Source organism: Helicovermis profundi, from assembly GCF_033097505.1.
Lineage (GTDB): Bacteria > Bacillota > Clostridia > Peptostreptococcales > Acidaminobacteraceae > Helicovermis > Helicovermis profundi.
Genome location: NZ_AP028654.1, coordinates 1,833,397 through 1,859,495 on the forward strand (window position 1 = coordinate 1,833,397; position 26,099 = coordinate 1,859,495).

The 26,099-nt window shown below is 27.1% G+C and carries 23 protein-coding genes; 3 read left to right on the forward strand and 20 right to left on the reverse strand.

Going from position 1 to position 26,099, the window contains the following annotated elements:
* Positions 1-43: 43 nt before the first annotated feature.
* The 5 genes from leuB to AACH12_RS08155 all read right to left on the reverse strand — a co-directional run bounded on the left by leuB (position 44) and on the right by AACH12_RS08155 (position 4,143).
* Positions 44-1,111, reverse strand: a complete 1,068-nt coding sequence (gene leuB, locus AACH12_RS08135; RefSeq protein WP_338534921.1) for a 3-isopropylmalate dehydrogenase — start codon at positions 1,109-1,111, stop codon at positions 44-46.
* The gene (locus AACH12_RS08140; RefSeq protein ID WP_338534922.1) at positions 1,101-1,616 is read right to left on the reverse strand and encodes a 3-isopropylmalate dehydratase small subunit; all 516 of its coding nucleotides are present in this window, start codon (positions 1,614-1,616) and stop codon (positions 1,101-1,103) included. The genes leuB and AACH12_RS08140 overlap by 11 nt, the downstream gene beginning before the upstream one ends.
* 138 nt (positions 1,617-1,754) lie before the next feature.
* Positions 1,755-3,026, reverse strand: a complete 1,272-nt coding sequence (gene leuC / locus AACH12_RS08145; protein WP_463671016.1) for a 3-isopropylmalate dehydratase large subunit — start codon at positions 3,024-3,026, stop codon at positions 1,755-1,757.
* A 476-nt stretch (positions 3,027-3,502) separates the two neighbouring features.
* On the reverse strand, positions 3,503-3,925 hold the full coding sequence (locus AACH12_RS08150; RefSeq protein ID WP_338534924.1) for a protein-tyrosine phosphatase family protein: 423 nt from the start codon (positions 3,923-3,925) through the stop codon (positions 3,503-3,505).
* Entirely contained in the window at positions 3,922-4,143 is a 222-nt protein-coding gene (locus tag AACH12_RS08155; RefSeq protein ID WP_338534925.1) for a zinc ribbon domain-containing protein, read from the reverse strand. Before AACH12_RS08155 ends, AACH12_RS08150 begins: the two co-directional genes overlap by 4 nt.
* Positions 4,144-4,291: 148 nt before the next feature.
* On the opposite strand from AACH12_RS08155, the gene AACH12_RS08160 reads away from it, so the two are divergent.
* Positions 4,292-4,552, forward strand: a complete 261-nt coding sequence (locus AACH12_RS08160) for a hypothetical protein (protein WP_338534926.1) — start codon at positions 4,292-4,294, stop codon at positions 4,550-4,552.
* 53 nt (positions 4,553-4,605) lie between these two features.
* Here the strand turns inward: AACH12_RS08160 and AACH12_RS08165 are convergent, their stop codons facing one another.
* The 6 genes from AACH12_RS08165 to AACH12_RS08190 all read right to left on the reverse strand — a co-directional run bounded on the left by AACH12_RS08165 (position 4,606) and on the right by AACH12_RS08190 (position 12,567).
* Complete coding sequence (locus tag AACH12_RS08165; RefSeq protein WP_338534927.1) at positions 4,606-5,199, reverse strand: ferritin-like domain-containing protein; 594 nt, start codon at positions 5,197-5,199, stop codon at positions 4,606-4,608.
* A 135-nt stretch (positions 5,200-5,334) separates the two neighbouring features.
* The gene (locus AACH12_RS08170; RefSeq protein ID WP_338534928.1) at positions 5,335-6,588 is read right to left on the reverse strand and encodes a DNA polymerase Y family protein; all 1,254 of its coding nucleotides are present in this window, start codon (positions 6,586-6,588) and stop codon (positions 5,335-5,337) included.
* A 736-nt stretch (positions 6,589-7,324) separates the two neighbouring features.
* The gene (locus AACH12_RS08175) at positions 7,325-7,843 is read right to left on the reverse strand and encodes a hypothetical protein (protein ID WP_338534929.1); all 519 of its coding nucleotides are present in this window, start codon (positions 7,841-7,843) and stop codon (positions 7,325-7,327) included.
* 77 nt (positions 7,844-7,920) lie between these two features.
* On the reverse strand, positions 7,921-8,838 hold the full coding sequence (locus tag AACH12_RS08180; RefSeq protein ID WP_338534930.1) for a DUF3137 domain-containing protein: 918 nt from the start codon (positions 8,836-8,838) through the stop codon (positions 7,921-7,923).
* A 397-nt stretch (positions 8,839-9,235) separates the two neighbouring features.
* Positions 9,236-12,118 carry a protein kinase domain-containing protein gene (locus AACH12_RS08185; protein WP_338534931.1) on the reverse strand — a complete coding sequence of 961 codons (2,883 nt, stop codon included), beginning with the start codon at positions 12,116-12,118 and terminating at the stop codon, positions 9,236-9,238.
* A gap of 14 nt (positions 12,119-12,132) precedes the next feature.
* Positions 12,133-12,567, reverse strand: a complete 435-nt coding sequence (locus AACH12_RS08190; RefSeq protein WP_338534932.1) for a hypothetical protein — start codon at positions 12,565-12,567, stop codon at positions 12,133-12,135.
* A gap of 387 nt (positions 12,568-12,954) precedes the next feature.
* On the opposite strand from AACH12_RS08190, the gene AACH12_RS08195 reads away from it, so the two are divergent.
* Complete coding sequence (locus tag AACH12_RS08195) at positions 12,955-14,256, forward strand: D-serine ammonia-lyase (RefSeq protein ID WP_338534933.1); 1,302 nt, start codon at positions 12,955-12,957, stop codon at positions 14,254-14,256.
* A 49-nt stretch (positions 14,257-14,305) separates the two neighbouring features.
* Here AACH12_RS08195 and AACH12_RS08200 read toward each other — a convergent pair whose 3' ends face one another.
* The 5 genes from AACH12_RS08200 to AACH12_RS08220 form a co-directional block, all read right to left on the reverse strand.
* On the reverse strand, positions 14,306-15,694 hold the full coding sequence (locus AACH12_RS08200) for a S1C family serine protease (protein WP_338534934.1): 1,389 nt from the start codon (positions 15,692-15,694) through the stop codon (positions 14,306-14,308).
* Between the two features lie 20 nt (positions 15,695-15,714).
* Complete coding sequence (locus tag AACH12_RS08205) at positions 15,715-16,167, reverse strand: Hsp20/alpha crystallin family protein (protein ID WP_338534935.1); 453 nt, start codon at positions 16,165-16,167, stop codon at positions 15,715-15,717.
* Between the two features lie 97 nt (positions 16,168-16,264).
* Positions 16,265-17,689, reverse strand: a complete 1,425-nt coding sequence (locus AACH12_RS08210; RefSeq protein WP_338534936.1) for a sensor histidine kinase — start codon at positions 17,687-17,689, stop codon at positions 16,265-16,267.
* Positions 17,690-17,698: 9 nt separating this feature from the next.
* Entirely contained in the window at positions 17,699-18,385 is a 687-nt protein-coding gene (locus AACH12_RS08215; protein WP_338534937.1) for a response regulator transcription factor, read from the reverse strand.
* A gap of 40 nt (positions 18,386-18,425) precedes the next feature.
* On the reverse strand, positions 18,426-19,565 hold the full coding sequence (locus AACH12_RS08220; RefSeq protein ID WP_338534938.1) for an AlbA family DNA-binding domain-containing protein: 1,140 nt from the start codon (positions 19,563-19,565) through the stop codon (positions 18,426-18,428).
* Positions 19,566-19,759: 194 nt separating this feature from the next.
* Between AACH12_RS08220 and AACH12_RS08225 the strand changes: the two genes are divergently transcribed.
* A complete protein-coding gene (locus AACH12_RS08225) occupies positions 19,760-20,644 on the forward strand; it encodes a selenium metabolism-associated LysR family transcriptional regulator (protein WP_338534939.1) in 885 nt (294 codons plus the stop codon).
* Between the two features lie 126 nt (positions 20,645-20,770).
* On the opposite strand, the gene recA is transcribed toward AACH12_RS08225, so the two are convergent.
* The 4 genes from recA to rimO all read right to left on the reverse strand — a co-directional run bounded on the left by recA (position 20,771) and on the right by rimO (position 26,061).
* On the reverse strand, positions 20,771-21,811 hold the full coding sequence (recA, locus tag AACH12_RS08230) for a recombinase RecA (protein ID WP_338534940.1): 1,041 nt from the start codon (positions 21,809-21,811) through the stop codon (positions 20,771-20,773).
* Positions 21,812-22,933: 1,122 nt separating this feature from the next.
* Entirely contained in the window at positions 22,934-24,166 is a 1,233-nt protein-coding gene (locus AACH12_RS08235; RefSeq protein WP_338534941.1) for a competence/damage-inducible protein A, read from the reverse strand.
* A 13-nt stretch (positions 24,167-24,179) separates the two neighbouring features.
* On the reverse strand, positions 24,180-24,719 hold the full coding sequence (gene pgsA, locus AACH12_RS08240; RefSeq protein WP_338534942.1) for a CDP-diacylglycerol--glycerol-3-phosphate 3-phosphatidyltransferase: 540 nt from the start codon (positions 24,717-24,719) through the stop codon (positions 24,180-24,182).
* Position 24,720: 1 nt separating this feature from the next.
* Entirely contained in the window at positions 24,721-26,061 is a 1,341-nt protein-coding gene (rimO, locus tag AACH12_RS08245; protein ID WP_338534943.1) for a 30S ribosomal protein S12 methylthiotransferase RimO, read from the reverse strand.
* Between the last annotated feature and the right edge of the window lie 38 nt (positions 26,062-26,099).

A 26,099-nucleotide genomic window follows, 5' to 3' on the forward strand; every position in this document is an offset into this window, starting at 1 on the left:
AAAGATATAGGTAAAAAAACGATCATTAGGCGTTATTTTTGTATTAATTCGACAAATTTTTTACTTCATTTGCAATATATTCTCCAATTTCACATGTAGAAAATCCGCTTTCTCCTATTATGTCTTTAGATAATATTTTATTATTGATAGCATTTTCTACTGCTTTTTCTATAATTTCAGCTTCAATGTCCATTTTTAAACTATATCTTAATAAAAGTGCAACTGATAAAATAGTTCCAATAGGATTAGCAATATTTTTTCCAGCAATATCCGGAGCGCTACCATGAATTGGTTCATAAAGACCTAAGCCACTTTCACTAATACTAGCTGATGGAAGAAGTCCAATTGATCCTACTATAGCCCCTGATTCATCTGAAATAATATCTCCAAACATATTTGAAGTTACAATAACATCAAATTTATCCGGATTAAGTATAACCTGCATTGCTGCATTGTCTACATACATATAATCAATTTCAGTTTTTGAATCCCTTACTTTTTCTTTTGCAACTTTTCTCCATAGTCTTGATGTTTCTAGTACATTTGCTTTATCAACAAGTGTTATTTTATTATTTCTTTTACTTGCAATTTCGATTGCTTTATCAATTGCTCTTTTTATTTGGCTTTCACTATAAAACATTTCATCTTTAGCAGCAATTTCACCGCCAATAGTTTCTGTATTTTTATTACCAAAATAAATTCCACTTATTAGCTCCCTAACTATTACATAATCAATATTTCTGTTTTCAAGTTTAATTGGAGATAAATTTTTAAGAGAATCAAATATCTTTACAGGTCTAATATTACAAAAAACCTCCATTGTTTTTCTTAAAGAAAGTAGTGCACTTTCTGGTCTTTTTTCTAGTGGAAGTTCATTCCACTTAGGTCCACCAACTGCGCCTAAAAGGACTGCATCCGCTTTCATTACCCCTTCTTTTGTTTCACTTGGAAATGCATGAGAAAACTTATCGTATGCACAACCACCAAAAGAGTATTCTTTTAAGTCAATCTTTTCTTTCATACCTTTAATAGCAAATAATACTTTTATTGCCTCTTCAACAATTTCACTTCCGATTCCATCGCCTCTTAGTACTGCAATATTATATTTCATTTAATATTCCCTCCGGCTTTGAAATTCTATTTTTAATAAAGTTAACAAGTCCACCATTTTCTAAAATATTTAATTGGTATTTACTTGGTTTTGTAATATTCACTTCTTCTCCTGTACTTAAATTTACAATACCTTCATCAGTATTAACTAAAATTAAATTTCCTTTTGAAACTTTTTCATATATTTCACTATTTTCAATTGGTATTAAGCCAATATTAATTGCATTTCTATAAAATATTCTAGCAAAACTTTTTGCTATAACAATATTTACTCCAGATTCTTTTATTGCAATTGGAGCATGTTCTCTTGATGAACCACATCCGAAATTCTCACCTGCAATAATTACATCACCGCGTCTTACCCTTGATGAAAACTCGCTGTCAATATCTTCCATGCAATGCTTTGAAAGCTCTTTTGAATTACTACTATTTAAATATCTAGCTGGTATTATAACATCTGTATCTATATTATCACCATATTTATGAACCTTGCCTTTAATAATCATAATGACCTCCATATTCTCTATCTACATTTTTATAGACTTACTTATATTTGTTTTTGTAAGTATATTCTCTTATAATTTTGATTTACATAATACATTTACATAATCTTTGATATTTCTAATTTTGTATCCTTATTTATATTATAAAACTTCATTTGGATGAACAATATAACCCTTTATTGCAGTAGCTGCTGCAACTGATGGACTAGCAAGATATACTTTTGACTCGACATGCCCCATTCTGCCAACAAAATTCCTATTTGTAGTTGAAATGCATACTTCATCTTTTGCAAGCACTCCCATATGACCACCTAAACATGGTCCACATGTTGGTGTACTAACAATAGCCCCTGCTTTAATAAACTCCTCTATATAACCATTTTTTAAAGCATCTAAATATATTTTTTGTGTAGCTGGAATTATAATAACTCTGAGTGAAGGATTTATTTTTTTACCTTTTAATATTTTATATGCTGCTTGTAAGTCACTTATTCGTCCATTCGTACAAGAACCTATCATAACTTGATCAACTTTTATTTTTTCATTTATTTCATCAATTTCATGCGTATTTTCAGGTAAATGAGGAAATGCTACAGTTAATTTTAACTTCGATAGATCAATTGTTATTTCGCTTTCAAACTCCGCATTTTCATTTGGATACGTTATTTCATATTTTTTATCACAATGTTCATCAAGATACGCTTTTGTAATTTCATCAAATGGAAATATTCCATTTTTTGCTCCTGCTTCAATTACCATATTCGTTATAGTAAATCTATCATCAATACTTAAATATTTTAGTCCATCGCCATAAAATTCTAATGATTTATAATTTGCTCCTGAAACTCCAATTTTACCAATTAAATTTAATATAACATCTTTTCCGCTAACCCATTTTTGAGGTTTTCCTATAATATTCACCTTTATAGCACTTGGAACTTTAAACCAAATTCTACCGGTTGCCATAGCGACACCCATATCAGTACTGCCTATACCAGTAGAAAAAGCATTAAGTGCACCAAATGTACATGTATGTGAATCTGCACCAATTATAATTTCACTTGGCTTGATTAATCCTTTTTCAGGTAAAAGAGCATGCTCTATACCCATTTGACCAAGCTCAAAATAATTATCAATATCAAATCTTTTTGCAAATTCCCTTACTTTTTTACATTGCTCTGCTGATTTAATATCTTTATTTGGCGAAAAATGATCAGGTACAATAGAAATTTTAGATTTATCGAAAACATCAATTACTGATGTTTTTAAAAAAGATTCTATTGCAACTGGCGTTGTAATATCATTTCCAAGTACCATATCCACATCTACTTCAATAATCTGGCCGACCTCAATTTCCTCTCTTGCTGCATGTTTTACTAAAATTTGCTGAGTCATTGTCATTCTCTCTTTTATCATCTCTTTACCTCTCTACATTTTTTATTTTATATATATATAATAAAAAAAGAGCCCTAAAAAGGCTCTTCTTATTACCGCAATAAACAATATATTTAAAAATTATTATTCAAAACATCTATAATAAACCTCTTTTTTATAAATTATTAAATTGCATAGCTTTAAACAAACGTTTAGTACGAGGACTAAACCTTTGCTAGTGAGGACTAATAATTTATTTAAAAAGTTTATAGGTTTTCTTGAATTAATCATAATATACATCTCCAAATCAAATTAAACTAAATCTTATTATATCGTCATAATTTTCAAACAATTCATTTCTTAGTATTATAGTGAATTAACTTATCTATGTCAATACAATTTAATCATATAAATTAATTATTATCATTTGAACAATAATTATTATAGAAAATCTAAATAGAATTTGTTTAAATTATTTTTTAATATACGCCTTGATTTTCTTAACTAAACTAACATCAATGCATAGATAAACTTATTTTTTGTAGTTCTTTACCTTTAAGTTTTATTGTTCCATTAAGTTTCTTTTCATCGCCAGATAAATTCAAATCAATCTCAGTTTGTGGATTTTCATCTGCATTGATTATTCTACCATCTTTAAATTTAACATTTTCAAATAGTTTCTCACTACCATCCGCTAAATCAATATCCATATATGCATATGTATATCCATCTACCTTAACATTTCCCTTTTCAATAGTAGTTATAACATTTACTTCTTCATCAATTTTTCCTTCCCACTTTCCTTCAACTTTATAAAAATCATCGTCTCCCGAAAAATATCCAATAACCATATTAAATATTGCACCTACAATTAATAAAAAAATTGCACCTATAATTAATAGTATTTTTATAAATCTTCCGCTCTTTTTATTTTTCATATTTTATCCTTTCCATCAAAAGTATAACCACAGTATGGGCAATATTTTGATTTACTATTAATTTCTTTACCACATTCTGGACATTTATTTAATTTAATTTGATTACCTCCATTATCAAAAGACATTTTTTTAGGTGCAATTTTTAAGTAAACATATAAAAATATAATAACCATAAAAAAAAGTATTAAAAACCTAAAGTGCGAAAGTAATGCTAACATATTTTCCCTCCTAATTAAAATATTTATTAATACTATTATACACAAATATTTAAAATATTAAATATTTTTTCTTTACTACGAACACACGTTCGTATATAATGAAATAGAAATCACTAATTTTTATTACTAAAAAATGAAAGGTGCTAATATGAAGGTTGTTTATAAAGCAATTGATATGATTGCATGGTTTGAAAAAGATGGTAAAATACACCCTATAAAATTCAGATTAAAAGAATCTGAAGAAGATAAAATTATAAGCATTGATAAAATCAGATGTGTTAAAACAGAAAAATTTGGTGGAAATTTAATGTATGTTTTTGAATGTGAGAGTGTAATTAATAGCACTTTAAAAATATTTGAAATAAAATACGAAGTTAATACTTGTAAATGGGTTTTATTTAAAATTTAATGTAAAAAAACTAACTCTTAATAAAGTTAGTTTTTTTACTACTGTAGCTGTAATTATTTTCTATTAAAGCCATCACGTCTAATGCCAATACCTAGTCTTTCATTATTACTGTTTCGACCTTTTCTATTATTTATTCTTCCTTGTACTTTATTTCCATTTACACCATTTTCAAATGCTTTAAGATGTTTTTCAGATCCTGATTTTAAATATTCAAATACATTTTGAACATCTTTAGGTAAGTCTTCTTTTAAAAACGCTTCATACATTGCTATATTTGCAATTTCTGCATCAATACCAAGTGTGAATGAATTTTCTAGGCTATCAGGTTTAACTAAATATATATTGCTATCAAATTCAGGTAAGTCTACTCCGTAAGTTTCAAACAAAGGTTTTAATAAACTAATGTGTCTTTCTTCAGCTTTTACTATATTTGTAAAAGGTCTATCTCCGCCAAGATTATCAATCACATAATCATATTCTGCTTTTGCCATATATTCATCTTCAATCGCATATTCAAGCATTTCCTCTAGTGTATAACTTGTATCTTTCTTTGCCGAAACTGCACCAACGGTATCATCAGCAAAAGATAATCCTACTGCTGATAAAATCATTAAACCTATTAATAAAACTGATATTATTTTTTTCATTATAATTCTCCTTTCAAATAATTGTCTATAAGTTTAAGTTAAGTTGTAACTACTAATAATCTTTTTTTAAGTTGTTTTAATTATAGATTTAATTTGTCACAGTCTTATGACAATTAAATGAAAATTGTGTTCACTTTACAGCTGACTTCGCATTTTAGGGTAATCGTCTTCTGACGATACTCCGCCCGTTATCGGTTTTACTTTACCACGTAGAAATGTAGCTCTTAAAATAATATCTTTACCATATTTTTCTCTAAGTTCATCTAAAGTATTATCAAGCTTTTCGAGTTTAATTTCTTTTTTATTTTCAAAAAAAGATAATTGTTTAAAAGGTTCTTTCTCAGTAGTAACAACCCTTACACCTAAAAGTCTAATTGGTTTTTTATCCCAAAGCAAATCAAATAAACGCTTAGCTTCTCTATAGATTTCATTTGTAGAAACTATTGTTTCGAATAACTTTTTTTGCTTTTGACTTACAATAAATTCATTCGTTTTAATAGTAATTACAACAACTTTTGCTCTCTTTTCTACTGCTCTAAGTCTCATACCAACGCTTTCTGAAAGTGAAAGTAAATACTTATATGCATCTTCCTCGCTAGTTACATCATAAGAAATAGTTGTTGAATTTCCTATACTTTTTATAAGAGAATATTTTAAATCTCCTACTTTTGAATCATCTATACCATTAGCAAAATTATAAATTAATTCACCATGACTTTTTAATATATGTTTTAAAAAACTTAAATCGCTTTTAGCTAGTTCTCCAATAGTATTAATTCCGTATTTTCTAAGTTTTTTAACACTCGAGCGCCCTGCCATAAAAAGTTTTGATACATCTAGTGGCCACATTTTTTCTTCTATTTCATCTATAAACAAAGTATGTACTCTATCAGGTTTTAGAAAATCAGAAGCCATTTTCGCAAGTATTTTATTTGATGAAACTCCTACATTAACAGTAAAGCCAAGTTCATCATATAATCTTTTTTTTATCATATAGGCAGCTTCAATTGGAGAGGCAAATAATTTTTTCATGTTTGTATAATCTAAAAAGCACTCATCAATAGAGTAAATTTCAATATTTGGAGAGTATTCTCTAAGAAGTTTCATCATTGCTCTACTAGCCTTAGTGTATATATGATACCTTGGAGGAACTGATACCAAATTTGGACATAGCCTATATGCTTCAACTAAAGTTTGAGCTGTTTTGATACCATACTTTTTAGCTGGAATCGATTTTGCAAGAACAATTCCATGCCTATTAATAGGATTACCTCCTACAATAGAAGGAATCTTTCTAAGATCAATTTTTTCACCATGATTTAATCTATCCACTGCATCCCACGATAAGAATGCAGAATTTACATCTATATGAAATATTATTTTATTCATTATTATCACCTATTATATTTTAGCAAACATATGTTCGGTTGTATATAGTAAATATTTTTTTATACGTATATACTTATAAACCATAATCCCCAAAATTCATTATTCTATTTTTCACTAATAAACAATTTGCATTGTTAAAATATCTACTTACCTAAATTCTATTGCAACTTTTCACTATATACTATAAAATTACAGTGGATAATTTAAATATTGTTAAAAAAAATGCAACCATTAGCTAATAAATATTAGGAGGATAAAATGTTTATTAAAACAAATGTTGAAGATGCTCTAAAAGAAAGCATCCTTTTAAATCTTAAAGATCGTGAAGCAAAAGCTTGCTCTACATGAGACCTTAAAGCTACCTTAGGTTACGCAGTTGGCGTAAAGGAATCTTTAGAATTAAGCGAAATTGAAGAAGTAAGTGCATATGGCGAAAAAGTACAAGGAAGTAAATTAACTCTTACAGATGGAAGAAGAGTCGATTTATTAAAAATTGATGTAAAATCAAGAAAAGATACAGCTTTTTTGATTTTCAGATATCAATTAATTTTTGATGAACCAAAATCGCAATTTGCAAACGTTTTATAAAAAATTTAAAATTTATATTTTTTAATTAAAACAATTATATAAAAATGTTTTTAATATTCAAGCGGTAAAAAATAGAAAGCTTTAAGGATTTTTTCCTATAAGCTTTTTATTTATTTCACCTATTAACTAATTTTTTTTATTTTGTTTTTTATGCAATTATTTTTTTATTTTGTTTTTCTTCTATTTGTTTCATTTTAGACAACAATTTACATACAGTAGTTTTTTTACCACCTTTAATATTGGTTAACATAGCTCCGACTGTATATATTGGTCCCCATGGCAACCCCCACCAACCTAAAACAGTCGTCATTAAAAAATAAATTACACCAATAAGTTTACTAGGGTTCTTATCAATTATAAAATATCTAGAATTCATTTTTAAACTTACTATTAAAAATGATACACATAGTTGATATTGTTTCAATTCCGTTCTTGGTGTAATTCTAACATCATCGTAATATGCTCTTTCACTAATAATTTTATCATGATTTTCATATAACCACTCTAAAAACTCGACTTCTTTTTTTTCTTCTAATTTAACAAAACGATATATTCCAACTAATAACAAGCCTATAAATAATTCTACTATTGCAGTTATATAAAGAGCATTAATCAAGTTAATAACTGTACCTATAAAAAATAATAATGCAATAATCAATAATACCATTAAAACTTCCCCCTTTTATTTTAAAAATAAAGCACTCATTTTCATATATTTAATCTAGTATAACAATTCATGTATTATTAAGACGTTTTTTTATCATATATATTTACACTATTTTTTTTATCAATAAGTGTTACTATTTCCTCAACAATACTAAAAACTTTTGTGTATAAATTTATTACGTTTTTATAATTAATTTTACTATATATACTAGGTTCTAATTCTGGTCCTTTTAAATTTATAGCAATACATAATCTATCGTTATTTAAATTAAGTGATAGTCCATGTTTCAGCGATTTATTTATATCAACTAATTTGTCAATTATAGTCAAAGACAATATATCAAGCATTTCGTCTGAACTATTACAATATCCAAAAAACTCACTATCAAAATTTCTAAGTCCTAAATTTGCTGATTTTATAAACTTAGGTTCTTCACTAAAATCACTTTTTTTTGTGTGAATACTTAATTGATTTTCAATATTTCTACTCAATTTAATTTCAAAATAAAATCCTAAAAATTTTGTCTTTAAAAATTTCTTTAAGAATTTCGACTTTCGAGCCGTTAATATTTGAGAAAATCTAAATTTCATCCCATCCATAGTACTCATAAGAAAATTTGATGATTCAAAATATTCATCATTCTTAATAAGATTCGTCTTCAAAATGTCTTCTTTAGAAATTCCGTCATCAAATTTACACTTCCACTTATCATCAATACTTTCAATAATCTTATTTGTTATATTTGTATTATAAAATTGAATAAAATTTTGTTTCTTTTTCCTGTGATTTGAATATATAAAATATATAACTACTAAAAATAAATTTCTAACTGATCTATGACTTATATCCGTATATCTCATAATAAATATTGCTAGCCCAATATATATCACTATCATAGCTAAAATCATTGACCAAGTAGATAAAATCATTTTTTTATGCATTTTATCTACTTCAACTATTTGGTTCTGAATTTTCAACATTATTCTCTCGATCATTTTTCTCTCCTTTAAAATACTCATCTATGCCTATATTACTGAATTTCTATATCTTTATTATCACAAAAAACAAAAACTAATACTTCTGCTAATAGCAGAAATTTTTCTTTTATAAATGAATTTCTAAGATTCAGAGGGAGTTTTTACTCCCACTGAATCTTAGAAAACATAATCCATAGCCTTTTTAGAGTTCTTTATCCTCCACTTTTTAAGAAGTGGTGGTATTAGAACTCTAAGGCATCGGATAAATAATATAAACAAAAAATATAAAAATATACTACTAAATTTTTGATAGTAGTATATTTTATATTCATAAGATGCATTGTATTCTAATACTTCCACTTCTTGAAAATAGTAGACATAGAAGTTCTTTTGAAAGAAGAAATTCATTTATTTATTAATGAAGTCCAGGATTCCCTTTATAAACATCCTCTAAGGAGTCTTGGATCGAACCAATATTTTCAAGCGGTATAATATTCTCAATCAAATTATTATTAAGTTCTAAGGTAGTTAAGTTACTCCCTCTTTTTAACAACTCAACATTTGTTAATTCATTGTATCCCATATATAATCCATATAAATTTTTTATAGTAGAGGACAACGGTGTAATATCTTTAATATCATTAGCTGTTAAAGCAATAACCAAAATATTTTTACCCCTTAACGGTGTAATATCCTTAATATAATTATCAGTAAAATCCACATTTTTGTATGCAATATCATCTCTAAATCCACTAACATCAGTTATTCGATTTTTAAGTATAACTACTTCCTCACAATTCGTCAAATATTTAAGATCTTTAAGAGATTTAATTTCACCTCTTTTAATTTTCTTATACTGATCCCCTTTATAAAAGGTCCCATCTACATAATCTTCTCCCAAATCAAGATTACCAATAGCATAAGAAAACTCCTCATTTCTATCATATATACGGTTTCCTATAACATTTATATAAGTTATAGTATCAAGATTCAATTTTGTTAGAGGAACATCACTCCCAATACCCAGTATTCTCCTCACTAATTTTTCAAAAGCTTTATCTTCAAAATGAACAACATCAAGATCCACAGTTATTATGGAATCCTCTTCATTTGTTGCATCTTTATTAGTATCCTTTAACTGACCTTCATTATTTTCATATTTATTAACTTCTTCAAGTTCATAAATAGTAACTTTAACAGTATTAGTTTTCTTTTCAGAATTTATATGAACACCTAATTCAGATCCATAATTTTTATATTTAGAATCTAATTTAACAAAATGTTCAACGTGATGATTTGTCTGAATTGATTTCAAATCAATCCTAGCATCAATTTCTTTTCGTATCAATATACCTGTTTTATCAACTGTAATTTTTACTACAAAGTCCTTGTAATTAGATTCATTTAAAATGATACCTCCATTATTGCCATTATGAGCACTTCTATAGAGATATAGCGAGCTTAAATTAGGTACTGAATCATTTATACTTATTTCAAAAACTGTATTTTCACCTTCTGAATATTTTTTAATATTATTAATACAATTCGAAATATCTTTAAGCAATAATTCATCAAATTTATTTACTTGATTTTTATATACTTCAATAGGAATTTCACTTAAATCTAATTTATCAATATAAGATGGAACTTCATAATCGTAAATGTCCCCGCCCCAAGAATTACCAGGGTTCTCGCCTGTCAATAAGGTGAAATATTGTTTATCACCAATTATAGCAATTTGATAATTTTTTTCCTCTTCAAAAGAATTATAGCGAGTTTTTTGATAATAAGTATCCATTTTTCTATCAATTCTTTTTTCAACACTTGACTTATAATCTTCGTCTAAAAAATTAATATTAAAATTACTATATTCAAAATACGAAGTATTTAAATTTCTTTCAAATGCATTAACCAACAAAGGATACTTTTCTTTTAATTTATCAATTCTATTAGAATATTTATTTCCATCGTAATCATACGATTCAATAATAATTTGATTATCTTTATTTCTCATAGTTGAAGCTGTTATACTAACTATAAAATTTAAAGAAATATATTTTTTACCATTAATTAATTTATAAGCGTATTCACTATCAAAAGCTCCATTCGAAAATGGATTTACAAATGAATAATTGTTTGTACCTTCCATTATGTTAATTACTGTAGCTCTATTATCAAAAAATTGAATATCACCATCATCACTTGTACTGTTAAATCCCATAACTTTCATAAATTCGTTAAATCCAACATATAGTTCTTTATTAATAATTTTACTTTCTTCAAATTTATAAGGCATACCATTAATAATATAAGGTGAGTTAATAACTTCTTTTGTAACTTCAGTTTTTTCTTTTTCTATTATCTTTATATCATTATTTTTTATACTTTGATTCTCATTTGAATCACTAAAATTATTTAATATAAATACAGTAAAAATTCCACCAAATAAAACAAATGTAATCAACAATGTGAATATAATTTTATTTGAATTTTTTTTAGTAGTATTTTCTGACAAATCATATAGTTTCTTTCTAAATTCATCTAGATTTTTATATCTATCATTAGGATTAAAAGCTGTAGATTTTTTTATAAATTTCTTAACTTTTATTGGCATTAAGGCAGTATCCAATTTATTGCCTAAGCTACTATCATAAAGTAATTCACCACTTAACATATAAAAAAATGTACAACCTAATGAAAAAATATCTGATTTAAATGTAGTTTGCGAAAATCCATATTGTTCAGGAGCAGCATAGCCCCTTGTGCCTGAAATTATAGTATCTGAATTATTTGTTTTACCTTCACATATTGTTCTCGCTGCATTAAAATCAATAAGTTTTACTTTTTTATCTTTTGTTATCATTATATTTTGTGGCTTTAAATCCCTATGTATAACTTTATTTTTATGAAGATAACTTACTACATCAATTACTTTTAACATAATTTGAATTGAATCTTCTAAATTAATTCGTCTATCTTTTTTTACCGCATCTTCAATAGTAAGTCCATCAATAAATTCCATAATTATGTATGTTGAATCAATTGATTCTATGATTTCATATACTTTAGGCAGTGCATCATGAGCTAATTTATTTAAAATTTTGTATTCTTTAACTAATTCACTTTCATTAATACTTACTTCTTTACACGCAAAAAAGGCACCATTATTATCTATAACTTTGTATACATTAGAATATTTAGTCCTACTTAATGTTTCTAATATATTGTATTTTTCTTCAAAAACTCCAACATTTGGATATCTTGATTCAAATTCATCAATTAGATTTTCTTTTTCCATAAATACCATCCCCCTTATTTATCACTTAAAAAAGTTGATTCTTTTAAATCATAAAGTATTTCATCGGTATCAAATAGCGACATTTTCTTGTTTATGCAAAAAATCACAACTGCATCCCTTTTAACTTTTGCATATAGTGAATTAAGATTAAAATATCTTAACAGTTTTTGCGTTTCATTAAAATCAAGTTTTAACCCATATGCCAACTGAATACATTTGTTCCTTGTAGGTTTTTTAAAACCATTAAATAATTCATATACATAAGCACTAGATAATCCCGATAACTTAATAACATCCGATTTTTTAAGTTTATTATTTATAAGTAATTCATTTAAAAAATTTTTAGCTTCCTTATCTATAAAATACTTATCAGTCTCATTAAGTATTTCATCTAAATTATTTCCTTCAATTAATTTATTGCTAATCCACTCTGTATCTTTTAAAGTCATGTCTCCCCCTAGTACATAATTAATTTTATATTATTTATAGTTTATAAACTTCTGCTATAAGCAGAAATAATATTTTTTATATTTATATAAGAAACTCAATTATCTTTCTATATTTCACATAATTAATTTATCATAATTTTATAATAAACACAATTTGTTAACATATTTTAAACCGGTATATCTAACTAATACAAACGATTACAAGATATGTTAAAATAATATTTATTCATATTATAAAATTTAATGTATCTATATTATATTATTATAGTAATAGCTTAAAATTAAGGAATTTTAACTAAACTGCTTTTATATAAAGAAAATATACTATTCTAACTTGCTTATGCTATAATAAGCACAATAACATACATACTTAAAGGAAGTGATTTTATGTTTTCTAATCTTGAAAAAAAGTACGAAGAAATTAGCCTTCTAAAAACTCAAGCTCCTATTTTTTGGCAAAATACTAATTATATAAAAGACTACGATTTAATAAAAAACTCTGATTTTTCAATGGATAATGTAATTGATGCAAGAGAAAGATTAAAAAGATTTTCTAAATATTTCATCTCTGCTTTCCCTGAAACAAAAGAAGATAATGGACTCATTGAATCTCCAATATATAAAATTGATAATATAAAAAATAAATTAATTAAAAATTTTAATGGTAATTTGTATCTAAAAGCTGATAGTGAACTCAAGATATCTGGATCAATAAAGGCAAGAGGCGGTATATATGAAGTTTTAAAATTTGCAGAAGAAATAGCAATTAATAATAATATGATTACAATAAATGATGACTACATTATTTTTAATACTGAAAAATTTAAATCGTTTTTTTCTAATTATAGTATAGCTGTAGGTTCGACTGGAAATTTAGGCCTTAGCATTGGTATTATTAGTGCAAAACTCGGATTTAAAGTTGATGTTCATATGTCAAATGACGCAAAAAAATGGAAAAAAGATAAACTACGCTCTTTAGGTGTAAATGTAATAGAATATGAATCAGACTATAGCGTAGCAGTTGAAAACGGACGTAAAATTGCATTAAATAATCCCCTTTGCCATTTCGTAGATGATGAAAGTTCAATTGATTTGTTTTTAGGTTATTCAGTAGCAGGACAACGGCTTAAAGACCAATTAATGAGACTTAATATAACTATAAATAAAGACCATCCCCTATTTGTATACTTGCCTTGCGGAGTTGGTGGTGGACCTGGCGGAGTAACTTTTGGACTTAAATTAGCTTTTGGTGAAAATGTTTATCCTATATTTGCCGAACCAACTAATTCACCTTGTATGATGCTTTCAGTAATGACTGGTCTAAATGAAAATATATCAGTTAATGATATCGGACTTACTAATATAACTTTGGCTGATGGACTGGCTGTTGGAAGAGCATCTGGACTAGTAAGTAAAACATTAAGCCATTCAATTGCTGGTTTTTATACTACTAGCGATGATAGACTTAAGTTTTTATTAAAAGAAATGTATAAAGAAGAAAATATATTTCTTGAACCTTCCGCTCTTATTGGACTTGAAGGACCAAACTATATTTTTAATAGTATCGAAGGAAAAACTTTAATAAACAAATTTGATTTAACCGATAAAATGAATAATTCTATTCACATTGTTTGGGCAACTGGCGGAAGTATGGTTCCTAAAAGTGAAAGAGAGTTATTTTTAAAATAATACAAAATAAAAGCTATGCAATTTAAGCATAGCTTTTATTTTGTCTATATTAATTTTTTTGTGTTGGAACTTTATTCTTGTCACCAAGTTTAACTTTTAAGACCATTTTATCTTTACTGTCTCTTACAATTTTAAGATTTACTTCGTCTCCTACTTTATAGTTTTTCATAACGTTTAATAAATCATCCATTGTGTTAATTCTATTGTCATCAAGTGAAATTATTATATCACCTTTTTTAAGTCCCGCTCTAGCAGCCCCTGAGCCTTCAATTACATCATATACAAAAACTCCAATTGGAACTTCATATGTTTCAGAAGCATTTTTATCTATATCTTTTCCGTAAATTCCAATATAAGGTCTAGAAATATATCCATTTTCTAAAAGCTCTTTTATAATTGGTTTTGCAGAGTTAATAGGTATAGCAAATCCAATTCCTTCAACGCTAGTTTCTGCAATCTTAACTGAATTTATTCCAATTACTTCACCCTTACTATTTAGAAGTGGCCCTCCACTATTTCCTGGGTTAATTGCAGCATCGGTTTGAATTAAACTTAATGAATTTGATCCTTTAAGTTCACGATTAAGCGCACTTATAACACCTACTGTAACTGTATTATTATATCCTAAAGGATTTCCCATTGCTATTGCAGTTTCTCCAACTTTAATATTATCAGAATCGCCTAATATAAGAGGTTTAATTAAGGAAAGAGTTTCAGCTTTTATATCGCTTTTTTTAACTTTAATTACAGCTAAATCTGTTGATTCATCAGCACCTACAATTTTAGCATCAACCATTTCGCCTTTAGATATTTCTGCTATAAGTTGATTGGAATTAGCAACAACATGATTATTTGTTAGAATATATACATAATCATTATCTATTCTAAAAATAATTCCCGAACCTGCGTCTTTACTCATTCTTGTATTATTAAAATAATCTTTATAATAAACCTTATTTGTAATTGCAACCACGCTTGAACCAACTTTATCAACTACATTTGTAACTTCATTTTTAGAATCAGTATAGCTGGTATTAACTTTTTCGGCGCTATTTGATGAAGATGTATAATAAGCGGGCATTAAATCATTTCTATAATAGTGATTTATTGAACCAATGCCGACTCCAGTTCCAATTCCACCAAATAAAAATGCAACTAGTACAAGCGACATAATCTGTCTAAAAGTAAGTGGATTTCTTTTTTTATGTTCTTTTTTATTTATAATTTTACTTTCAGTTTTAATATCTTGATTTAAATTATAATTATTAATAGGTCCACTAGTACTTTTATTTGCCTCAATGCTACTTGTAGCTTCTATATTTTGATTTGAATCATCTAATACAATTTCTTCTATATTTTCTTTATCATTTATAATTCCGTTTTCATTTTCATTCATATTATCATTTAAATCTGTATTTTTATTTTCTTCGTTAATCATATTGTCACCACCAAATTTTTTTATTTAATTTGAATAATTTTTTTGATATTATTGGCTTTTGACTTTTTTAAATTAACTGTTAAAACTCCATCTTCAAACGTTGCTTCAATATCAGACGATATAACATTATCTATTAAAAAACTTCTTCTAAATTCTCCGCACCGTCTTTCTTTTCTAATGTATTTTCCAATTGTACAATTTTCTTCTTTATTCTTTTTTGCAGAAATCGTTAAATAATTATTATCATACTCGATTGCAACATTTTCTTTGCAAAATCCTGGAAGATCTGCAATAATAGCAAATTCATCTTCAGTTTCTATTACGTCGACTTTAAATGAACTGAATTTTTCTTCTAATTTGTTATTGAAAGGTTGTAAAAATTCTTCAATAAAATTATCAAATATTTTATCAAAAACCTCTTCTTTTTTTTCATCGCGATTAATTAATTTATTACCGGTAATTCGCCTAAGCATTGCACACCTCCTAAACCAACAATATCAATTTATATATTATTCATCTATATAAATATTAAATCAAATATATAAAGTAATTATGAATAAAATGTTAATTCTAATTGTTTTTTTTAAAAATTTGTGTAGCTACTGAAAATATAAACATAACACCTATTTTTTCGTCGCTATAAACTTCTATTTTCTCTTCATGAGCTTTAATAATTTCTTTAACAATTGAAAGTCCAAGACCTGTAGATTTTCTTTGCATTCCTCTTGAATCATCTAATTTTGTAAATCTAGTCCATATATTTTTAATATCTTCTTTTGGAATAATCGCACCACTATTTTGAATTCCTATAATAATTTTTTCATCTTTAATTTCTGATTTTATAGTTAATTTCCCCTCAATATCAATAAATTTAAGTGCATTATCCATTAAATTATAAATAACTCTTCTAATACTTTCAACATCACCGTGAGCTAAAATAGATTCTTTAAATAAATTTAAAGTTAATTTAACTTTTTTTTCAATTATTCTACTTTCAAATTTATCAAGTTCATTTAAAAGCATGGAATTAATATCAAAATCTGTTTTATTTAAAGTTAAATTCCCACCTTCCATCGCCGAAAGATCAAGCATATCATTTACCATTTTTGTTAATCTTTCACTTTCGTTAAATACAATTTTTAAATATCTATCTTGCTTATCTCTTTCAATCGTTCCATCAAGTATTCCTCTTGTATATCCTGTTATTGAGGTAAGTGGACTTCTTAAATCATGTGATAAGTTTGAAATAAACTTTTTCTTTTTAGCCTCTTGCTTACATAGTTCATCCGCCATATAATTAAAACTTTCTGCAAGCTCTCCGATTTCGTCGTTTCTATTTACTTTGATTTTTTTATCAAAATTGCCTTTTGCTATATATCTAACTGCATCTGTTAAACTCGAAATTTCTTTATTAATCCTTCTTGTAATTGTAAAAAGAATTATAATTGCAATAAGTCCAGAAATTGATAGGGCAATAACTGTTATCATAAAAATTGCCGATGTAGTTTTATATATTTCCGGCATAGGTACCATCATAAACATACCAAGATGAGCAGAATTATCAACAATTATTGGATAACCAATTACTAAAACTTGATCAGTTACACCATTCATATAACCACGTTTCGTAATTATATTTTTTTCAAAAACTTTTTTAAGATCACCTACAGTAATACCTGAATCACTAAATACTAAGCTATTTTTTTCATTGTTAAGTAAGAATCTTCCATCTGACTTTATAAGCCATATACTTGATCTAGTATATTTTTGAAAAGAAATTAATTCACTTCTCACTTTATCAACATCTAAAACACCTGTTTGACATGCTTCTAAATACATTTCTTGAAATGACTCCGCTTGCTTTAATAAGGTCGCTTTTTTTTCATTAATAAAGAAGTACTGGAGAACAGAATTCGCTCCAGCACTAATAATAATATACGCTATAAAAAGTACAACTAAATATACAATTAATAATTTTTTAAAAATAGTTTTCATAATTTCACCTTACTTGTCTAATCTAAATTTATATCCAACACCCCATACCGTTTTTATTTCCCATTCTGTTTGGTTACTAAGTTTCTCTCTTAATCTTTTAATATGAACATCTACTGTTCTTGTTTCACCTATATAATCATAACCCCATATCTGATCAAGTAACTGTTCTCTAGTAAAAACTCTATTTGGATGACTTGCAAGATGATAAAGAAGCTCCATTTCTTTTGGTGGAATTTCCATCTTCTTACCAAAATAAGTTAAATTAAAATCAGTCATATTAATAATTAAATTCGGAAGAACTAATACATTCGAATCATCAGTCGTATCTGAATATCTTCTTATAACAGCCTTTACTCTAGCAAGCATTTCTTTAGGATCAAATGGTTTAACCATATAATCATCTGCCCCAAGTTCAAGCCCTAACACTTTATCAAATGTATCATTTTTTGCAGTAACCATAATAACGGGAACTTTGCTTATTTTTCTAATTTCCCTTAATACTTCATATCCATCCATTTCAGGAAGCATTATATCAAGTAAAATTAAATCAGGAATATTTTCAGAAAACTTTGTTAACATTTCTTTTCCTGATAAAAATTCTGTTGTAGTGTAACCTTCTTTTGATAAATATAGTGAGATTAGTCCAGATATATTAGGATCATCATCTACTATAAACACTTTTTTATTTCTGCTCATTTCATCCTCTCCATTTCAATTGTTTTATTTAGCTTTTACCTTAGTTTTTGTTTAAACTATTCATTCCTGGCATTACTACTTTAAAAATATTTGTTTTTCTAATATTTATAAATTGTACTCTTTCTTCGAAACTTGATTTTATAAAAAATAATCCTCTATCAAGATTTTTGCCACTATCTACTATTAAAAAAACATTATACAACCAGTTATTTCGTCTTCTAGGATTCGAATTATGTATTAAATTATTAACCCTTTCTTTCCCAAATGTACTACCTGGATTACTTACAACAATTTTTCGCTTTCCAACATTTATAAGTATTTCTCTGGATATATCAAAATAATCCCTATGTATTAAAGCATTAATAACCGCTTCTTTTACAGCATCAACAGGATAATTAATATCTAAATTCATAAAATAGTTAACCACTTTATCAATCATATCAAAAATATTTCCTTTAACAAACACAACCTTTTTATCTTTTGAAAATCGATTTACAATTCTTATACCAGTATAGGGCAAAAAAAGTTGTGGATTCTTACAAAACATAAGTACTCCGCCAAGAGTAGGAACAAAAGAATCACTATCTTTATCATAATGAAAAATGCCAAGATTATTCAGAAGAGAATAATTATCTACTTGATTAATTAAATTTATTTTTCTCAAATAGCTATCAATCAAATCTTTATCATATACATCTAAGCTCATATTAAATAATGGTGTCTTTTCATTGTTTATAATGCCATTATATTGAAGCATACTCGCAATTTCATCTCTTCTAGCAACATCTGTAGTTGAACCCCGTCTAAGATAGAACGCGCCTGTTTGACGCATTTGATGCGGTTTTTGAAAACTCCTAAATATAATAATTACGCAAACTTCTTTTTTTTCAACCTTAACTTTTTCTACTCTTACAACAAGTGGAGGGTCACATCTTAAACTGAGTAATTGCTGAATAGATTCTTCCCTATACTCTTTATCACCAATTCCTTTAATAACTTTTGTCTTATCTACAACACCAATTATTATATATCCTCTTCCGCCTTGGCTGTTTGCAATCGCAATAATATCTTTTGCCATTTCTTTTTTACCTGATTCACATGTAATATCAACTTCTTCTTTAAAATCAAGTTTTGGTCCTTCATTTTGTTTTAGTAAAGAATATAATTTTCCTTTATTCATATATTACTCCTATAAGAATTAATTAGCTTTCAAAAACTTAAAATTTTATTATTAATAATAACTACTTCTAAAGCAAATCTATCTATACATATATTTTAACATACAAATGCATACAATATATTAAAAAAATATTATAAAATCTGTTATAATGTACATGAATGTAAGTGAATTATTCTAAATTATAGAGGTGAAAAATGGATTTTAAACAATTAGAAAGTTTTGTGACAATAGCTAAATTAAATAGTTTTTCTAAGGCTGCTGAAAAATTATTTTTAACACAACCTACAATTAGCAACCATATTCATATACTTGAAAAAGAACTCGATACAGTATTATTAAATAGATCAAACAAGAAAGTTACATTAACAAAAGCAGGAGAAATACTTTTTGAAAATGCAATAAATTTATTAAATAAAAAAGAACAAACCTTTTTTGCGCTTAACGAATATAAAGGCAAACTTGAAGGTAAACTCGAGATTTCTTCTAGTACTATACCAGAACAATATTTTTTAAGCACAGTTATTAAGAAATTTAGTAGCAAATATCCCGATGTAAAATACACGCTCCTTAGAAATGACACAAAACAAGTTATAGATAAAATACTACTTGGGGAAATTGATTTCGGACTTGTAGGAGCCATGGAAAACAATAAAAACTTAGAATATATCAATATACTAGAAGATGAAATCGTTTTAATAGCTCCTAATAATTCAACATTTAAAAACGTTAAAGAGTTGTCAATCGAAAATGTACTAATGTATCCTATAATTTTTAGAGAAATTGGTTCTGGCACAAGAAAAACTGTTGAAACTGCCCTTAAAAATGCAAGAATTGATATAAGTAAATTAAATGTTATTGCTACAATTGAAGATAATGAAACAATAAAAAAAATGGTCGAGAGTGGCTTTGGAATAAGCTTTATGTCTAAAAAAGCAATAATTAATGAAGTAAAACTTAATCTTGTAAAAGAAATTAAAATTAAGGATATTGACATCGTTAGATATTTTTATTTTGTTTTTCATAAAAAACGATCTTTATCACCACTAAGTGAAGAATTTAAAAATTTTATAGTAAACTAAAAACTAAAATATTTTCAAAAAAACAAACTGCTAAAAGCCTCGTTACTTAGACTTTTGCAGTTTATTTTTTGTTTTCTATACTATTATGCAGTTAACATTTATACAGTTTTTCACTATATGATCTTCCTAAATTTCTCCAGTTTCTTGATTCGGAGCATCTACAGTCTCAATCAAATTATAATGAATTCTTACTCTTTCTTCAATTTCATTTAAAATATCTAAATTCTCAAGCAAGTAATTTTTTGAGTTATCTCTACCTTGACCAAGTTTTTCATCTTTATAGCTGAACCAAGAACCAGATTTATTAACAATATCAGCTTTAACAGCACAATCTAAAATACTTCCTTCTTTAGAAATACCCTTACCATACATAATATCAAATTCAGCAATTTTAAATGGAGGAGCCACTTTATTTTTAACAACTTTTACTTTAGTTCTATTACCAATAATTTCTCCATCTTTTTTTAGTGTATCAATCTTTCTTACATCAAGCCTAACACTTGCATAGAATTTAAGTGCATTACCACCAGTAGTAGTTTCAGGGTTACCAAACATAACTCCAATTTTCATTCTTAACTGATTGATAAAAATAACACTTGTATTTGACTTTTTAATAGCACCAGTAAGTTTTCTAAGAGCTTGTGACATAAGTCTTGCTTGAAGACCCATATGACTATCACCCATCTCACCAGTAATCTCAGCTTTTGGAACAAGAGCTGCAACTGAATCTACAACTATAATATCAACAGCACCAGACCTAACTAATGCATCGACAATCTCAAGAGCTTGTTCACCAGTATCTGGTTGAGATAGAATTAAATTATCTGTATCAACACCAATATTTTTAGCATAAACAGGATCAAGAGCATGCTCAGCATCAATAAATGCCGCTACACCGCCTTGCTTTTGTGCTTCTGCTAGAGCATGAAGAGAAACCGTAGTTTTACCTGAAGACTCAGGACCATATATCTCTATAACTCTACCTTTAGGAATTCCGCCTATACCAAGCGCTATATCTAAATCCAAAGAACCCGTTGGAATACTTTCAACATTTAACCTTGAACCCTCATCACCTAATACCATAATTGAACCCTTACCAAATTGCTTTTCTATCTGACCTAGTACAGTATCAAGTGCTTTTTTTCTATTATCATTTACTTTTGCCATTAAAATTTCACCAACCCTTTAAAATTAGAACAAATGTTCTGTTAAGTATATTATATCGAAAAAAACCAGTATGTCAAGACTCGTGAACAAAAAAAGCAGTGCGATTAATTGAAATAAAATAATATTTAAAACAAGCTCCTAAGTTTTAAATATTATTTTATTTCAATTAATCATAGGGCTAAAAGCCCGCGGCCAAGCAAAACGAAGTTTTGATAGGCTGCACTGCTTATATAACCTTAACAAATAATTATTCCACTCAATTAATCATAGGGCAAAGAGAGCGGTGAGTTTAACAAAGTTAAACGTTCCGTACTGCTTATATACCCTTTACAAGCATTAATCATTAAGAAAATTTTTAAAATAATTATTTAATCCAATTAATCATAGGGCTAAAAGCCCGCGGCTAAGCAAAACGAAGTTTTGATAGGCTGCACTGCTTATATACCTTTTACAAATAATTAATCATTAATAAATTTTAAAATAATTATTTAATCCAATTAATCATAGGGCTAAAAGAGAGCGGTGAGTTTAACAAAGTTAAACGTTCCGTACTGCTTATATACCCTTTACAAGCATTAATCATTAAGAAAATTTTTAAAATAATTATTTAATCCAATTAATCATAGGGCTAAAAGCCCGCGGCTAAGCAAAACGAAGTTTTGATAGGCTGCACTGCTTATATACCTTTTACAAATAATTAATCATTAATAAATTTTAAAATAATTATTTAATCCAATTAATCATAGGGCTAAAAGAGAGCGGTGAGTTTAACAAAGTTAAACGTTCCGTACTGCTTATATACCCTTTACAAGCATTAATCATTAAGAAAATTTTTAAAATAATTATTTAATCCAATTAATCATAGGGCTAAAAGCCCGCGGCCAAGCAAAACGAAGTTTTGATAGGCTGCACTGCTTATATACCCTTTACAAGCATTAATCATTAAAAAAATTTTAAAATAATTATTTCATCCAATAAATTTAACAATTTTAACTTTTCTCCGCATAACTTCTATTTTTATTTTAACACAAAATACATATTTTTACAATTCGTTCTTCTACAATAAAATAAAATTCTAAATTTTAAGCCATGTAAAACTTAAAATTTAGAATCTATTACACATTAAGTCGTCACTATTTTCCTAATTTCATTAAATGCAAATAAAGCAGTATTCATCCTAATTCTTTCTCTACCACCTCTAAAGTTCTTTTTAAATATAAAGGTATTATCAAAATATTTTATACCGATATATACAAGTCCAACAGGCTTTTCTTCACTTCCACCATTTGGACCTGCAATTCCTGTAACAGTGATACATATATCAGATTTTGTTTTTTCATAGAGTCCATCTAGCATTTCTAGACAAACTTCTTCACTAACAGCTCCAAATTCATCTAAAGATTGTTCGCTTACATTTAATTCTTTAACTTTTGCTTCATTTGCATAAGTAATTAAAGAACATTTATAAATATCAGATACGCCAGAAAAATCTGTAATTAATTTTGCAATAAGCCCACCTGTGCATGACTCTGCTGTAGATATTGTAAATTTCTTTTCTAAAAGAAGATTTATAGTTGTTTCAGGGAGTGACATATCTTCATAATTAAAAATATATTCACCTATTCTACTTGTAATTTCATCAACTATAGGATTAATCAACTTATAGTTTTCTTCTTCATTTTCACTACTCGAAGTAACTCTAATAAGCACTTCTCCACTTTTAACATATGTGGCAATAGTTGGGTTGCTTTGATTTTCAACTATATCCATAATTTTATCTTCAACTTTTGATTCACCCATACCAAATACTTTAATAAATTTTGAAGTAATTATATTTTTATTCATCTTTTGAAGTTCTTTAGAAGCGTAATTTTCAAACATTGGATTTACTTCTCTAGGCGGTCCAGGAAGTAAAAGAGCCATCTTTTTACCTTTTTTAACTATACACCCTGGCGCTGTACCAAAATCGTTATCTAAAATAATAGAATCTTTAGGGAAATATGCCTGTCTAAAATTATTCTCAGTAATATTTCTTCCGTATTTTTTAAACCTTTCGATTAAACCAAGCTTAACTTCTTCATTAAGTACTAAATCAAGTCCTAATGCATTTGCAATAACTTCTTTAGTAATATCATCCTTTGTCGGCCCAAGTCCACCAGATGTAACTATTAAATCAACTTTTTCGTAAAGTCTATTAATATCCTCAATTATCCTGTCTTCATTATCCCCTACAGTAGAATGGTACATAACGCTAATACCAAGTTCATTTAATTTTCTAGATAGATACTCACTATTAGTGTTTAATGTCATACCCATTAATAGTTCAGTTCCTATTGTAAGTATAGCTGCCTTCACATTATCATCTCCATTAATTTAAAACATTTCTATTTTTATAAATATAATCGATACCAGAAATTACAGTTGCAATAGTTGCAATATATAAAGTAATCATATCAATTCTAATATTTAATCCATTAAATGGTGCATTATTTAATAAAAGCATAATTATAGCTAGTATTTGAGTATTAGTTTTAATTTTGCCCCATATACTTGCAGATATAACGACACCTTCACTTGCTGCAACTGCTCTAAAAACACTAATAATTAATTCTCTTGAAATAATTATAAATACGAAATACGAACTTATTTGGTCCGTTTGTACAAAACCGATTAAAGCCGCAGCAACTAATAATTTATCTGCAAGTGGATCCATAAATTTACCAAGTTTCGATACTAAATTTAATTTTCTCGCCAAATACCCATCTAAAAAATCAGTTATTGATGCAAGAATAAATATAATAAGCGCCACATAATTTGGTGAATCTACACTAAAATTATTAAGTAAAAAATACAAAAATACAGGTACTAATAATATTCTGCTAAGTGTAATTTTATTAGGTAAATTCATATCAAAACTCTCCTATCAAATCATATTCCATAGAATCAATTATTTTTACTGATATAAATTCGCCTGTTTCAAGTTCTTTTTCAGTATTAACATATACGATTCCATCTACTTCCGGTGCATCATATGAACTTCTACATAGGTATACGTTCTCTTTAGGCACTTTTTCTTCTACAATTACTTCTATTTCTCGTCCAAAAAATTTATTAAGATTATCTGATGAAATTTGTACTTGAATAGCAAGAAGTTCATTTTTTCTATTTTCACGAATTTCTTCATCTACTTGGTTTTTCATTTTAGCTGCAGCTGTGTCCTCTTCAAGTGAATAGGCAAACACTCCAACTTTATCAAGTTTTACATCTGAAATAAATTCTTTAAGTTCATTAAATTCCTCATCAGTTTCACCAGGAAAACCAACTAATAAAGTCGTTCTAATAACAATATCACTAACTTTTTCTCTAAGTTTATTTATAACACTGTAAAGCTGCTCTTTAGAAGTATTTCTATTCATTCTTTTTAACACAGAATTAGATGCATGCTGAATTGGTATATCAATATATTTAACAACCTTATCAAGAGTCGCTATTGCATCAATTAATTCATCATCAATTACATCTGGATAACAATATTGCAGTCTAATCCATTTTAAACCTTCAATTTTATTAAGTTCTTTTAAAAGAGCAGAAAGCTTATATTTACCATACAAATCAATTCCATATCTTGTAGTGTCCTGTGCTATTATAATTAATTCTTTAACTCCACCACTAACTAAATCTTTTGCTTCAAGAACTATATCTTCCATTTTTCTACTTCTATATTTACCTCTTAATTTGGGAATAATACAATAGGTACAAAGGTTATCACAACCCTCTGAGACTTTTAAAAACGCATAATAATTGGGAGACAAAAGTATTCTTGGAATATTTTCATCAATATCATCGTCTATATCTCCAGTTGCAGTAATTCTTTTGCTATTAATTTCTTTATTACTTAAAATTTCATCAATAATATAATAAATATTTACAAATTTTGTTGTTCCAATAAATGCATCAACTTCTGGAAGTTCTTTTTCAAGTTCATCCGCATATCTTTCAACCAAACAACCCGCGGCTACAAAAACTTTACATATACCATTTTTTTTATGTTCTAATAGCTCTATAATCGTATTAATTGATTCTTCTTTTGCATCTCCAATAAAACCACAAGTGTTTACAACAATAATATCAGCTTTTGATGGATCAAGTTCAATATTATAATTATTTTTGCTCATTATACCAATCATCATCTCAGAGTCTACTTGGTTTTTAGCACAGCCAAGTGTTTCAAAATATATTTTTAAATTCATAATTTTCCTTTCTTTTATATAAGTATTTATTATTTTAT

Bases quoted from the DNA above. Each gene is read 5' to 3' on its own strand.
- rimO (WP_338534943.1), bottom strand. From the start codon at position 26,061: ATGAATTTAAAAATATATTTTGAAACACTTGGCTGTGCTAAAAACCAA.
- AACH12_RS08180 (WP_338534930.1), bottom strand. From the start codon at position 8,838: ATGATCGAGAGAATAATGTTGAAAATTCAGAACCAAATAGTTGAAGTA.
- AACH12_RS08205 (WP_338534935.1), bottom strand. From the start codon at position 16,167: ATGCTTAGGCGAATTACCGGTAATAAATTAATTAATCGCGATGAAAAA.
- AACH12_RS08160 (WP_338534926.1), top strand. From the start codon at position 4,292: ATGAAGGTTGTTTATAAAGCAATTGATATGATTGCATGGTTTGAAAAA.
- AACH12_RS08185 (WP_338534931.1), bottom strand. From the start codon at position 12,118: ATGGAAAAAGAAAATCTAATTGATGAATTTGAATCAAGATATCCAAAT.
- AACH12_RS08225 (WP_338534939.1), top strand. From the start codon at position 19,760: ATGGATTTTAAACAATTAGAAAGTTTTGTGACAATAGCTAAATTAAAT.
- AACH12_RS08215 (WP_338534937.1), bottom strand. From the start codon at position 18,385: ATGAGCAGAAATAAAAAAGTGTTTATAGTAGATGATGATCCTAATATA.
- AACH12_RS08220 (WP_338534938.1), bottom strand. From the start codon at position 19,565: ATGAATAAAGGAAAATTATATTCTTTACTAAAACAAAATGAAGGACCA.
- AACH12_RS08175 (WP_338534929.1), bottom strand. From the start codon at position 7,843: ATGGTATTATTGATTATTGCATTATTATTTTTTATAGGTACAGTTATT.
- AACH12_RS08150 (WP_338534924.1), bottom strand. From the start codon at position 3,925: ATGAAAAATAAAAAGAGCGGAAGATTTATAAAAATACTATTAATTATA.
- AACH12_RS08140 (WP_338534922.1), bottom strand. From the start codon at position 1,616: ATGATTATTAAAGGCAAGGTTCATAAATATGGTGATAATATAGATACA.
- AACH12_RS08190 (WP_338534932.1), bottom strand. From the start codon at position 12,567: ATGACTTTAAAAGATACAGAGTGGATTAGCAATAAATTAATTGAAGGA.
- pgsA (WP_338534942.1), bottom strand. From the start codon at position 24,719: ATGAATTTACCTAATAAAATTACACTTAGCAGAATATTATTAGTACCT.
- AACH12_RS08195 (WP_338534933.1), top strand. From the start codon at position 12,955: ATGTTTTCTAATCTTGAAAAAAAGTACGAAGAAATTAGCCTTCTAAAA.
- leuB (WP_338534921.1), bottom strand. From the start codon at position 1,111: ATGAAATATAATATTGCAGTACTAAGAGGCGATGGAATCGGAAGTGAA.
- AACH12_RS08165 (WP_338534927.1), bottom strand. From the start codon at position 5,199: ATGAAAAAAATAATATCAGTTTTATTAATAGGTTTAATGATTTTATCA.
- AACH12_RS08170 (WP_338534928.1), bottom strand. From the start codon at position 6,588: ATGAATAAAATAATATTTCATATAGATGTAAATTCTGCATTCTTATCG.
- recA (WP_338534940.1), bottom strand. From the start codon at position 21,811: ATGGCAAAAGTAAATGATAATAGAAAAAAAGCACTTGATACTGTACTA.
- AACH12_RS08200 (WP_338534934.1), bottom strand. From the start codon at position 15,694: ATGATTAACGAAGAAAATAAAAATACAGATTTAAATGATAATATGAAT.
- AACH12_RS08210 (WP_338534936.1), bottom strand. From the start codon at position 17,689: ATGAAAACTATTTTTAAAAAATTATTAATTGTATATTTAGTTGTACTT.
- AACH12_RS08155 (WP_338534925.1), bottom strand. From the start codon at position 4,143: ATGTTAGCATTACTTTCGCACTTTAGGTTTTTAATACTTTTTTTTATG.